This is a genomic window from Azospirillum sp. BE72 (genome assembly GCF_031455875.1).
In the GTDB taxonomy this organism is placed as follows: domain Bacteria; phylum Pseudomonadota; class Alphaproteobacteria; order Azospirillales; family Azospirillaceae; genus Azospirillum.
In genome coordinates, this window is record NZ_JAVDTO010000005.1 from 156,580 (window position 1) to 169,857 (window position 13,278).

Below are 13,278 nucleotides of genomic sequence, written 5' to 3' on the forward strand. Positions count from 1 at the left end.
AGCTTCTCCAGCCGTCGGCACACGCGGCGGATGTCTGCGCAACGATTACCTGCGCAAGAGCCCTCTCGCCTAATTCGTATGTCTTTGATATCGTGCGCCCTCTTCTCTGCACTCCATGCCGCTGCCGACAATGACCCGGACTTGGCTCGTCTTGAACGTCAACAATCCCTGGCACACCCGAGCAAGTGCGAACTGCCGGACGTCGGCCGGCGACCTGTTCTGCCAGCTGGGCTGGAACACCGGACGTCCGTCCGGCCGCGGCTTCCGGCCGCTGCCGATCGCTTACACGGCGACTGTCCGCACCGTTCGCACGGCGGCCGGCGATGCATGACTCAGCAGCCGGCGCGTCGGCGGTCCCGACACGCAACGCCGTCGTCCTAACCGCCGTCCAGGTGGAGACGATGGCGGTGCTGCGGCACCTGGCAAATCCGCAGCAGGTCATGCGGCGCGGCAGCCTCTTCCATGTCGGGCGCCTCTCCTGCGGAGCCGATGACTGGAGCGTCGCCGTCGGCGAGACAGGCGCCGGCAATAGCACGGCCGCCCTGGTTACCGAGCGTGCCATCACCGAATTCGAGCCCGAGGTCGCCCTCTTCGTCGGCATCGCCGGGGGCGTCAAGGACGTGAGCATCGGTGACGTGGTCATCGCGAGCGGCGTTTATCGGTATGAGTCCGGCAAGGTCGAAGAGAACCGCTTCCTCGTCAGGCCCCACGAGCTGCACAGCAGCACGACGCTCTCATCGTTGGCAGGCGGCCTCGCCCATGATGCAGCGTGGAGGGCGCGTCTTAAGGTTCGGCGGATTGAGGGCAAACCAGAGATCTTTCTCGGCCGTGTCGCCGCTGGCGAGAAGCTGGTGGCCTCGGCGAAGTCGGAGCTGTGCCGCTTCCTGCGCGAGCACTACAACGACGCCATCGCCGTGGAGATGGAAGGCTACGGCTTCCTCGACGCCGTCAACCACAACGAGGAGGTCCGCGGCTTGGTCGTACGCGGCATCTCCGACCTGCTCGACGACAAGGCGGCCACCGACGCCCGCGGCAGCCAGGACATCGCCGCCGACAGCGCCGCCGCCGTCGCCTTCGAGATCCTCGCACGGATGACGTCCCTCGGCGTGCGCCCCAAGGTTTCCCCGGTCTCGCCTCCGCCGGCCGTCCAGATCGGCGAAGTCGGACCCGGGCGGTTCGTATGGAGCGGTGCGGTGCCGCTGACCGAGGCCGGGCGGCTTTGGAGCCGTCCTTCTTCCATCTCCGTCATGCGCATTGGCGTGCCCCACGGCTGCTCGCCCGCGTTGCGCCACGCGCTGTTGCGGCTTCTCTGCCACGCGCCGGAGGACGCGTTCGACGTCGAGATCCTGGACTGCAGTGACTGGCTGACTGACTACCGCCGGTGCCTGAAGGAAATGCTGCCCTCCTGCAGGGACCAAGCGGTTTTCCGCCGGCTACGGCCACCGACAACGCTGCCAGCCGCGGGTTCTGGAGAGCCGCTGACGGCGGACGACCTCGCCCAGCGCATCGAGCTGGTGCTCGACGCCTGCACGATGAGGTGGCTGGACGAGGGTGTCCAGGGAGTCCTCGACGGGCGCGAGCCCCTGCACGGGTGCTTCGTCGAAGTCGATCCAGCCCTGGCAGCACGCCTCCGCACCGTCTGGGAAGCTTGGAAAGACGGGATGAACACGCAGACGCGCCGCCACTTCTTCGAAATGCTGGCGGCCGTACACGATGCGGGTGGCCACCCCCAAGCCGGGATCGGCATCGGACAACAGACGGTCCGCGACTGCATGGTGCCCGCTACCATTCTTGCACTGGCCGTCGCGGAATGCGGCGATGCCATCATGCACCCGACGGGCGACGGGCCTCTCAAGCCGCATGGCGCGGCGCCCGGAAATCTTGCCTCGCCGACCCTGCGCGGCCACAGCTCCGGCGCGCAGCGGGTCAAGGGCAAACCGATCGAGCATTGGATCGACACGCTGACGCACCTACCCTGGCAATGTCGCATCGTCATGCTCGGCGGTCTGCGGAGTTCGCGGCAGCTCACACAGCTGCGGCAGCAGCTGATCGGACGGGTGGCGCCGAGCGGACGGCTGACGGACAGCAGCTTGGCGCGCCCGATCACCCTGACGTTCGACGAAGCCTTCGCTCAAGCGCTCGCAGGCGGCATTCATGATGTCGAAAGCCATCTGCGGACCGTGCTGCACGACCTGCGTGACGAGCAGGCGAAATATCTGCTCACCGTCTCCCCTCCCGCCCCTACGAAACAGCTTGTCCATGAACCATCTTGATGCCCTGGCCGAGGCTCTGATCGCCCGTGCCGAAGCGATCCGGCAAAAGCGGCCCGATCTCCCACCGCTGGACGTGACCCGCGACGTCCCGGAGATGGCGAAAAGATGTCTCTGGGTGGATGCGGCCATAGGCGCCGGGCGCGTGGAAGGACCATTGGTGTCCGAGGCCGACCTTCCGGAGCAGGCGATTTCCCTGGCCATTGGCCATCACCGGGTGCTCCTGGGCTCGCTCGGCCCCACGCCCAATCTGCGCGCGGTGCAGACGGTGCTCCGTCAATACCTCAACCAGATGATCATCGGTTGGTCGTGGCTCGGCCGTCAGGGGGACGATCTGCTCCTGATCCTGGTCGGACCACCGCAGGACGGGGACGAGGCGGACGAGTGGCGGGACCTGAGGAGCAGCGTCGAGCGCGATGAGCGCGTCTGCCGCAAGCTTGTCTGGTTGCCGCCGTCGGACTCCGCCCGGCTGAACACGTCAATTGAGAGCATCATCAGGCGCACTTTCCTGGCGTGCCCCTGGCTGCCTCTACCCGCCAATGGCGGCAATGATCAGAAGTTGCCCGGCGGCGGGGCCAGTGAGATTTCCGCACCGCAAGACCTGGACCTGATGGGGCGGCTCCGCGTTCGGCTTGGCGAGACGGGGCTCAGCGCAGAGGAAACCACGCGCTGGATCGGGGTCCTATCCGATCCAGCCGCCCGTCCGGACCTCATTGAGGCGCTCGTCACTGCGCTGGAGCCCGCGCCATGAACGGCGATCAGATATTCCTGCGTGAAGTTGTGCTCAGTGACTTCCGCAGCTTCGGCCCCCAGAGCATCATTCCGGTGGAGCCTGGGCCAAGCGTCCTTGTGGCCGTCGGCCCCAACGGTCTGGGCAAGACGACGCTCATGGAAGGGATCGAATGGGCGTTGACCGGCAGCATCCGCCGTTTCAAGGCGCGGCATGCCGACAAAGACATCGAGGCGGCCCTGACGCGCAAGGCCGAGGGTGTCGCACCCGGCAGCCACAGCGTTTCCCTGACCTTCGGCCATCGGCCACCCTTTATGCGCGGCTCAGAGTCGCGGCCTTCGGTGGCCGAAGTCAGGGCTTGGCTTGCTGACGAGCGTTGGCCCTTCCCTATCCTCGACCTGTCGGCCTATCTCGGTTTCACGCATTTCCTCAGCCAGTCGCCGACGCTCCGCCTTACCTCCCGCAGCCCGGACGAACGCTGGGAGGATCTGAAGGACTTGACTGGCGCCGCCAGCATCGGCCGCATGGTCGAGCGTCTGGGGAAAAGCACGAAGACACTCCTCACGAACGGCGTCAGCCGAGTCGAGCAGGATCGGAATGCCCTCGCGGAGACTCGCACGCGTCTGGACAACCTCCTACGCGAGGCCCGCATGCTGGACGCCCTGCTCAGCGCTGACGCCGCCTATCCTCCGGACAGGATCCTGGCGGAGGGGCGCAGGCTGGCGGAACGGCTTCGGAAAGCCACGGGGACGGAAGTGGCGGTGCCGGACGACGCGGCCAATGTGTTGGAAGCGCTCGCCGCGGCAATCGAGCGGGTGCGGGCGAACGAGGCGTCGCGGCAAGCGAGGCTTGCCGGGGTGGCGACGCTGCCGGATGCCTGGCAGGATCGGGCAACGCTCCTTGCGCGCCTCGAACGCTCCATCCAGCAGGCCTCCGAATCGCTCGCCGCCTTCGGTCGGGTTGCCCAAGCGGGCCGACGGAGCAACGGGTTGAAGGAGTGCCGAGCCCACTTGGCGCGACTGCCGGACTTGGACGCGGCGGCCGCAACCGCCTCCGCGCAATTGGAGAACTGCATTCGGGCCAGAGATGAGGTGCTGGGCGGACAGGCGGAGCTGGAAAAACTGAACTTCAAGGCGACCAAGCTTGATGAGGCGATCCGGAGCGACGAAGCAATTCTGAACGGCTGGCGTGCGCTGGCCGGGACGGAAGCCGAGGTGAGCGCCGCCCTGGAGGTCGTGGCCGAGGAGGTTCCGGCGCGCGCCGCTGCGGAAGCGGCTCTCGCGGCCCTGAAGGATCGACACAAAGCGTTGACGGAGGCGCACAACGAAGTGGAGCGTGATCTGGCGGAAGCGGAGGCGGTCCATGCATCGGCGGCCCGGCAGGTGGAGGAAAAGGCGGCGCACCTCGGCGCGCTGATCAAAACGCTGCACGACGAAGACCACGAGTGCCCGCTGTGCCTGACGAAGCACGGAACCGGTGAGCTCATCGCGCGTGCCCGTGACGCGCTAAGCCGGCAGGATCCTAGCCTGGCGGCAGCCGCGGAGCGGGTGCAGGATGCGCGCCGCAGACTCCAGGACTGCTTCGTCGCGCTCACCGAACACGCACCGCTGCTCACTGCCGCTCAGGTGCTGGCAACCGCCTTCGAACGCCGGGCAAATGACGCCACAGAACGAGCTAACGCGCTCCGGTACGACTCGCGGGTGTCCGGCCGGCCTTTGGAGGGCTTGGCCGAGTGGCTGGCCCAACGGGTTGCGGCGGCTGAGGCTAATATCGCACGCAGCCGCCAGGAACGCCGCGATCTCGACCCGGAGGATACGTTGCAGGACCGCCGGACTCGCGCTGCTGCTGCCGTCGCGCAGGCAGCTGCCGCAATTGAGGCGGCGGAAATGGATCGGAACCGGCTCACTGCCGAGCGCGAGCAGACCCACACCGCCGCGCGCTTGGCTGTTCCGAACATTCCCGACATCGATCCGCAGACTGTCGAAACGGCCCTGGCGGAAGCCGAGCAGGCTCTGTTCGAGGCGTCTAGGGAGTCCGCAGCTGCGTGGCAGCTTCTCGAACCTGACCTAAAAGAGGGGGTGGGCGGGCAGGCGCTCGATGCGTGGCTAGAGAAGAAGCTGGCGGAATTGAAGGTTCGCCAAGCTTCGCTTGTGGTGGCGCAGAAGGAGACGCTGGCGGCCTGGCATGCCGCTGGGTTGCCTGGCGAGCCGTCGCACACCACTCTAATCCAGGTCCGTGTGAATGCCGCAGCCGCCGAGGAGAGCGTTCGCGCGTCCGACGAACATAGCGCTGCCTTGCGGCGCGGATACGAACGCTGGCTTGCCGACGAGCGGCGCAGGCGCTTGCGCGAAGAGATCGACGTGATCGTCAGGGAGATGAAGGCTCGGGACGTCGAAGCTTGTCTGGCATTGTTGGAGAATCGCGTCCTGGAGGCCCAGGCCAAGGTGACGGCATGGAATCGGGCCCGGGGGCTCGCCGATGACGTTGAACGAGTGATCAAGAACGAGGAAAAGACCTATTACGAAGCGATCATCCGGCCCCTCGAAGCACGCGTGAACGCGTTCGACCTTGCCTGCTCGTCCTTCCCCGACCGGCGCATCGGCTTGGGACATCGGCGCAAGGGTGGGAGTTCGCATCTCGACGCTCTGATCGATGGAGATGCCGCCGATCTGCGGCTGAGTGAGGGGCAAGCCGGAGTCAAGGCGCTGAGCTTCCTGCTAGCGGCAAGCACGTCCCACCGCTGGTCGCGCTGGCGCGCCCTTCTTCTCGACGATCCGTTGCAGCACAACGATCTGGTGCACAAGGCTGCCGTTCTCGACGTGCTACGCCCTCTGATCCAGGCTGAACGCTATCAGGTCATCATGTCGACGCACGACATCGAGGAGGCGCGCTTCATCGAACGGAAATGCCGCAACGCCGGGATCGAGTTCACCATGTGCCGTCTGGACGCCATCGGGAGGGATGGCGTGTCCTATTCGATAGAGCGGGAGGTCTGACGGAAAGGCCAGCGCTCGCCGCTCACACGTGACGATGGGACCGGCGCCGACGGCGCAGACGGGGACGAGGAGCATGCGATCCCGCCTGCGGTCGGCGGTCAATCTCCGCCAGCGCGTCACGCGATCCATAGGCGCCGAGATCGAGCATTGTTTCGAACAACTCCAGGCCTCTCTGCCTCAGGGGACCACCGAGGCGGTGCAGTGTCAAAGCGACGTCGACCAGTTCGGGTGCAGTCGCCGCCATGGACGTACGGATGTCGGCCAGAGGGCCAGCCCAACGCTCCGCACCCAGCCGGGCGAGCCGGGCCACGAGATCCGCTTCGTTCGGCAGCAGGCTCGCCAGAGCTTGGATGAAGAACTCGTCTCCCTCGTCTCCAAGCCGCTGGGGCTCGTTGGCCAGCGCGGATAGCAGACGGATTGTCGGACCATCCGGCTGAAGCGCATCGACCAACCGGAAGACGTCGCGCACGGCCGCCGCTGTCGGTTCGTCCGCGTCTTTCAAGAGCCGCACCAGCACGCCTGCCGCAGCGTCCCGGTGCGCACGTGTCGGAAACAGGTGCGCGGCGGAATGCGCGAGGCCCTTCCGTATCGCTCCGTTTCCTTCGCGTCCTAGGACGGAGTCCACGGCTTCCGCGGACCATGCCGGTTTGCCATCGGCAACATGAATGAGACCGACCAGTTCGCCGTAGGACTGCTGCGCACGCCGGTGCTTAGTGCCGCGGATAGCCTCCAGCCATGCTCGCAGACGGGCCTCGCCGACCCATGACCGCGCCCGCGCCAGGAACTGCACGCCGGCGGTGCTCCACAGGAGGTCCGGATAGCGGGCGAAGCAATCGTCGAGGAACGCAGCCGCCCGATCGTGATCGGCATGGACGAGTTGCGGGAAGCTACGCAGCAGTTCCTTCCAGACCGCGTCATCCTCCGGACGGGACAGGTGGTCGTGCAGCACCTCGAGCCAGCGGTCCGCCTCCTTCGGCGTGCGGGACAGCAGCACGTCCCTGATCGCGGCAAGCACGGAATAATTTCCACCTGCCACGGCATGGATGCTGCCAGTGTCCCAGAGAATGCTGCGGGCCTCGTCCTTTGCACTCCCCGGCTTGACGCTGTAGGCGCCGGCTTCCGCTTCCGCCCGCGGTTCCGGAGGCGCCAGCCATCCCAGGAAGAGCGCGACGATGTCATCCGGTACTGAAGCTTGGCGCCCGGCCAACCGGGTAACCGCGATGGCGATGGAATGCCGGTATTCGTCCTTCGCCGGGCCGCCCGCGCCGAACCCCTTCTGGTCGAGTTCGCGGATGACATCGAGGAGCGTATCGGGATCGCCGTCGTCGCCCGCCATGGCTTCGATCGCGTACGCCGCCGGCCGCTCCTGACGTCCGGGCTGCATCTGACGCATCAGCCGGAACGCCCGTTCAGGGGCCGCGCGCGCGAACTCGGCGAACGCCCTCGAGAGGGGGATGCTTCCGCCCTTCATCCAGTCCCGCGGATGATCCCAGCCGGTGGCGTCGTCCAGTTCGGCAAGCGCGTTCAGGATGTCCTCATCCTTGGCCTTGACCATGGCCTCGGCGCTCATCGGACTGCCGATATAGCCGCCCTCAACCGGGCCGATGTCCCAATCCGGCGGGCTGCCAAGCGCGCGTTCCTCTTCCGGCACGCGCTGGCGCACACGCTGCGATAGGCGCTCGGCCGGGAAGGCGCGAAGCAGACGGAGCCGATCTTCACGGATCCACCGTCGGCGCTTTCGTCGGTCGTCCCAATCCCTGGTATGGCGGTCGAAGGACTCGAAACTGAGCACCGCCCGTTCCAGCTGCAGCACCGACTCGTCCGGAAGGTGCGGAACCGACGCGGCGATCAGGCGCTTGCTCTCGGAAAACCGGTCGGACGTCGTGCCCAGCATCAGCCGTCGCGGATCGTCGAGCAGGAAGCGGAGAATGTCTCCAGCGTAGCGTTCCGAGTCAGCTAGGAAGCCGACAGCGATCAGCCGCTGCACGGTCGGCATCTCGACGCTCTTGGTTCCAAAAGCCCAGATGCGGAACGCCTCCGGTTGTTCTGTGGCGGCTGTCCTCACCGCCGTGGCGACCGCGTCGATCAGAGGCGGAGGCGATCTCGATCCGTCCTCGCCAACAAGATGGTCCAACTCGTATCGGCCGTGCACGAAGCCGCGTCGATTGACCGGCTTCCTGTCCTCCAGGCACCGGAACAGCCGCAGGTACCAGGGCCAGAGGTTGATCAGAAATTGGAGAGGTGCGATGCGGGCGAGTTCAGCGAGATCATCCCAGTCCCCATAATTATTCAGGATTTTTTTGTAAGGGCCTTGCGGGTTATTCTCGAGTTCCCAAGCAATCTGGCTCGCGATGTCTGTGGCTTCGTTAGGCGGCGTACGCACCGCCTGCCGCGTTTCGGCATCTGCGTCTTCCATGGCGCGATCCAGCGCGGCCCGGACGATGCGGAGCGCCATGTCCGGCTGCTCCACACCGATGGTAGCCGCCAGACGACTGACAAGAGCTGGGGCGATCGTCGTTCCGCGCAAGACGGCCGTGGCAAGATCCACGGTCGCATCTGTCCAGTGTCGGCATCCGTCCAGCACCAGCCAGACGAGCCAGCGCTTTTCGGCGTGAGGAAGCCATGCCTCGCGAAGCAGGGCGTCTACCGCGTCGGCCTCGATGCCCCACGCCTCGGACAGCAGGGGCACCGTCGCATGCGCACGCGCTTCGTCCTCCATGGCCTCAGGCAGGGCGAAGTGCTTCAGGCGGTCGAACCAGCCTGCGCTGCCGGCGGCGGTGCGGAAGGCGACAGCCGCCAGAACGGGCTCCTTCAGCGCGGGGATCAGCAGGCAAGCTTCGACATCGATCGGCTCCCGCTGCCCGGCCATGAATTCGACCAAGAGGTGGCGCAGGTGGCGCCGCAGGTCCGGCGCGTTCCAGATATCGGCCAGCACCCGCCCATATCCCGCCGGGTCGCCGTCACGCAGGTAGCCCAGCCCGGCCCACAGGTGCGGCCGCACGAACAGCGACCCTTTTCTCTCCCGTATGTAGTTCGCGAGGCCGTCCGGATCCTTGGCGAAGGTGCGGGCCAGCGCGTGCTCGAAGACGGTCTGATGGCTGAAGCCAATACGCAGGCCATCCGGTGTGGCGATGATGAGACCACTGCTTTCGAGACAGGTGAGGAGATCTTCCCTCTCGTCATACCGCATCCGCGGCAGCCACAGGGTCTCCTCTTCGGCCATAGCAAGCGCGAGTTCGGTGGCAAGCCGGGCACTGCGCTGTCCTTCGGAGGTCCGCTGCAGCCGGTCGCGCCACAGCTGGCCGAGCATACCGCGATAGCCGGACTCAATGCGATCCTCCTGGGTGCCGGTGAGCAGCGTCAGAAAGATCCGCAACGCTTGAGGTGAACGGAGGAGGTCCTTGCGCACGTCCGGCCAATTCTCAGACTCGATCCCACGCTCGCGGAGCGTCGCGGCGACGGTGTGCCAGGGTGGCAGGGTGAGCCCGACCTCATCGGCGGCAATGGAGCGCAGACGGACGTCATGCCGGAACTCGAACAGCCGGCTGGACAGCAGGATATGAACATTGGGAGTTCCCGAAAGGTCCCGGACCAGATTGAGCAGAACGTTCAGGCGTCCAGTCCGCAAGTCGAGGTAACCCGCCAGCGCGTCGAGCTGGTCGATGACCAGGACGACTGGCTCGCTCCGAGCGACGTTCCGCAAGGCCGTCGCGGCATCCACCGGCAAGCGCAGGTGGGCGGCGAGGTCGCTGTCGCGGCTCAGGTCAGCAGGGAGGAGGTCGGCCTTCACGGCGAGCACGGGCACCCGCGCCTCATCCAGGCATTCGACCGCCTTGGACAGCAGCGCCGATTTTCCGGACCCCGGCTCCCCCAGCAGGATGAAGGTGGACGACGGTTCGGAACGGACGGTGTCGAGCAGACCCGCAAGTTCCTGCCGCTCCATCCAGGTCCCGCCGGGCAGCGTGCGCTCCCAGCGGCGCAGATCCTCCGACGCCGACCGGAAGGCGTACTTCAACTCCGCAGTGGCGCGGAAGACGCTCTCCGGAAGGATCGTCCGGATCGTGATCCCCGCCTTGGCGGCGAGATGCTTCCGCACGTCGCCGTCCATCAGGTATGTCTGTGTTTCCCATGCCGCGTTGAGCACGAGGTTCACCGACCCGGCTTCCACCGCCGTCAAGGTGATCGTCCGGTCGCCGGTCAGGGAGTGCAACACATCGACGATGGCATCAAGGCGCGCCCGATCGAGGGCGGCGGGGTCGCCATTGATGGACAGCACCAGCGAGGCGCGGCGCGCATCTCTGGCTGCGCCACGCTCCCACGTGGCGGGCACCTCAGGCGACTGGGGGCTAGCTAGGGCGCCGGACCTGGAGATCACCAACAGAACTTCAAACGAGAACGCCGCCGCGTGCGCCGCAGCAATGGGTTGGAACAGCGCATCCGCTTCCGGGGTCTTCCCATCCATCAAATCGGAGATCCCGCGGACCACAATGCACGGCGTTTTCGCGAAATGGCTCACCGCGAAGAGGACGCCGTATCCCTCCATCTCATACGCGACCGCGTTGTTGTATTGGCGGCGCATGTTCATGACGAGATCGCATTGCCCGTCCGCTAGGACCTTCTCGCCGGTGGCGATCGCCGCGACCTCGGCGCGCGGCGGGATCGGGCAGCGGGATCGCTGCTCCAAGGACAGGGAAATGCCGGCGGGTGGTATGATGCGGGCGAGCCAAGCGCCGTTTCTTTCCACATGCCGGGCAATCTGGCAGAGTTCGAAGTCGACCGCGAGGCTGGCCGGGCGTTCGAGGTGCTCCTGCGCCTGCTTGCCCGCGTGAACGTTGTAGATCTGACTCGATGCCACGACCGATCCGATAGATAATTCCGGCTTGAGCGACGCCGCGACACCAATGAACAGTACGACGTCAACGTCCCTGAAGTCTTGCAGACCCCCCTGCGCGATTGTGCCGGCGGTATGGGTTCCAGCCGCGGTCTGGGCCACGATGACGTACCACTCGTCGGACGGCCCCCGAAAGCGCCCGCATTCGTAGTGTATGCCGAGATCGCCGCGAACGCTCTCGCGATCTGTCAGGTGCGCGAGGACGGCCCTGATCTCCACCGACAACGCAGTCAGCACCAGAGCGGTTCTGGCGCCTCCCCGTCCTGCGCGGGTGCGCACCTCTTGGAGCGGCCGGAATGTCATATCAGACGGCACGATCCCACTGAAGGCACAGGCAAACGACATCGGCAGCCTTCATGACCGCCGACAGTCCATACCCACTGTTGCCTTCCCCGCTCTTTCATCCCCTGCATCATCGTCCGTTTCAGTACCCAAAGCTCGATCATCGATCGCCTGAACGATAAGCGTTCAGCACAGGCGCAGCAAGCGGGCGCGGCAATCGGCTTCCTGCTCGCTTACCTGAGATCAGCCACTGCTCCGCCATTGCCATCTCTGGACCGAAGACGAGGTCAAACAGTGCGTCGCCCCATTGGGCGCAACGGCGACCGCATAGGGAAAGGCGTAGCCACCGGCTGTGCCCCACCCTGAAAATCGTTTTATACGGGAATTCGCAGAGCCAAGCCCTGGAGCGCATCCAAATGAGCTCTGTCAATATCCACCATGCAATCCGCCATGACGTCAGATGACCACAAATGCGTCAGTTCAACGAAGCTAATCACGGTGCCAAACTTGCCGCGCAGAACTGCGCTTGACCAATTATCTGCGTGGCGATCGATTTTCATGGCACAGATTTTCCAGAACCTCCCCCCTCTTATCAGAATTGCCAAACAGATCGGCCAGCAAATCAATACCCCTTTTCTGAACCCATGGCTCTGGCGTATTCGTGCCATAGAGGAACGCACCGACGACGTTGATGCGCGCCTTCTCACGCTTCTCCTTGTCAACCGAGGAGGCCGCGTCATTCACTTCTAGGCGTTGCCACACCTCAAGCATTTGTCTGGGCATCTCGACCCGCTGCCGCAGTTCGGTAAGAGATACATCCGTAAATTTTGACGTTCCGATTTCATTGATCCGCTGCAGCGCAACTTGCTGCTCGGACGGCAAAGGCGCCCTCCCTTCAGCACGCGCCTGATCAAGAGCCGCCGAAACCTGGACCAAACCGCCCGACATCAACACAAGAATAATGGCGACCGAGAGAAGGCCGGCCCAGGCGGCCACCTCTCTCCAGCTCTGCCGCCACAGCAAAGCGCGGACCGCAGCATCGGATTCGGCGTTGCTCTCCACCATCAGCTCCCGCCGATCAGCAGCCGGCAGCACCAAGGCCTCCTCATCACTGCAAAGATAGATCCTTCGCTCGGCTGGCGGCAGGCTGCGGATGTGGCGGATCAGACGCTCTCGATCCTGCACGTAATCCTGATCGACCTGTGCCCGACGGTGCGCCAACTCCTTAAGGAAGAGGTGGTGCGGGGTCATGCCACCAGCCTCGCTCATGTCAGACCGTACCCCGCTCTTCGATCAGCGTGCCGCTGATCGCAGCCATGACTTTCGTTACCCAATCGGCGTAGGATCTGACGGCGCGGGCGGACATAGCCCGCGTCATGCCGTAATCCTCCTCCAGGTCCATCCGCGTGAGCTTCAAGGCTTTCACCAAGCGTATCGGAATCTTGCCATCGACGATGCGCCACATGTCGCTCAGGCAGCGCGGGATTGGCAATATCCGGATTCCCTCGTCCTCCACCCTCTGGAGATCGACCCAATCCTCAAAACTTGCACGCGGGGGTCCATTGAGGACGAGGTACCGCTCCGCGCCCGGAAACGCCGTAGCTTTGTCATACAGCACGTCCAAGGCACCGGTCATTGCTTCCCGCTCAGCTGTTGCGACAGCAACTAGGAGCAATCGGTGGCCGCGGTCGATCACGTCGCTGGAGAAGTCCGACAAGCCCGCCCACTCGGCGAAGGAGGCAATCTCGTTAGCGCCGACGTCGATGACGACGTTGCCCTCCGCGGTCCGGTCAGTGATCTCGTCGTAGGTGGCGAGCGCTCGCGAGGCATCCTCGGCGGCTTCCTGCAGAGACGGCGGCTGCACACGATGGACGGCGTCGCCGTAGATCTGTGACAACCGCGCGCTTGACTCGATCTCGATGTACCCCACCCCGGCGCCGCGGGAAATCAGCGTCTCGCCGATGGCGGTGGCGATGGTCGTCTTGCCGACGCCGCCGCGCTGGTTGGCGACAATGGCGACCAGCGGCCGGGGCTCGATGCAGGGGACCACCGGGGATTCGGCCGGGGTAGTGACGGCCGTCGGGACGCTGTCCATGCGCTTGGTCATCA

The 13,278-nt window shown here is 65.3% G+C and carries 6 protein-coding genes; 3 read left to right on the plus strand and 3 right to left on the minus strand.

Annotated features, from left to right (window positions below; all coding sequences use genetic code 11):
* Positions 1–323 precede the first annotated feature (323 nt).
* Genes J2Y49_RS17035 through J2Y49_RS17045 form a run of 3 tightly spaced genes read left to right on the plus strand, consistent with a single transcriptional unit; the run spans position 324 to position 5,996 of the window.
* A complete protein-coding gene (locus J2Y49_RS17035) occupies positions 324–2,273 on the plus strand; it encodes an ABC-three component system protein (protein ID WP_310116049.1) in 1,950 nt (649 codons plus the stop codon).
* Complete coding sequence (locus J2Y49_RS17040) at positions 2,260–3,021, plus strand: ABC-three component system middle component 1 (RefSeq protein ID WP_310116050.1); 762 nt, start codon at positions 2,260–2,262, stop codon at positions 3,019–3,021. Before J2Y49_RS17035 ends, J2Y49_RS17040 begins: the two co-directional genes overlap by 14 nt.
* Complete coding sequence (locus tag J2Y49_RS17045) at positions 3,018–5,996, plus strand: AAA family ATPase (protein ID WP_310116051.1); 2,979 nt, start codon at positions 3,018–3,020, stop codon at positions 5,994–5,996. Before J2Y49_RS17040 ends, J2Y49_RS17045 begins: the two co-directional genes overlap by 4 nt.
* A 22-nt stretch (positions 5,997–6,018) precedes the next feature.
* Here the strand turns inward: J2Y49_RS17045 and J2Y49_RS17050 are convergent, their stop codons facing one another.
* From J2Y49_RS17050 to J2Y49_RS17060, 3 genes are all read right to left on the minus strand, one after another.
* Positions 6,019–11,124, minus strand: a complete 5,106-nt coding sequence (locus tag J2Y49_RS17050) for a hypothetical protein (RefSeq protein WP_310116052.1) — start codon at positions 11,122–11,124, stop codon at positions 6,019–6,021.
* 579 nt (positions 11,125–11,703) lie between these two features.
* The gene (locus tag J2Y49_RS17055) at positions 11,704–12,438 is read right to left on the minus strand and encodes a hypothetical protein (RefSeq protein ID WP_310116054.1); all 735 of its coding nucleotides are present in this window, start codon (positions 12,436–12,438) and stop codon (positions 11,704–11,706) included.
* Position 12,439: 1 nt separating this feature from the next.
* Complete coding sequence (locus tag J2Y49_RS17060) at positions 12,440–13,276, minus strand: hypothetical protein (RefSeq protein WP_310116055.1); 837 nt, start codon at positions 13,274–13,276, stop codon at positions 12,440–12,442.
* Positions 13,277–13,278 lie beyond the last annotated feature (2 nt).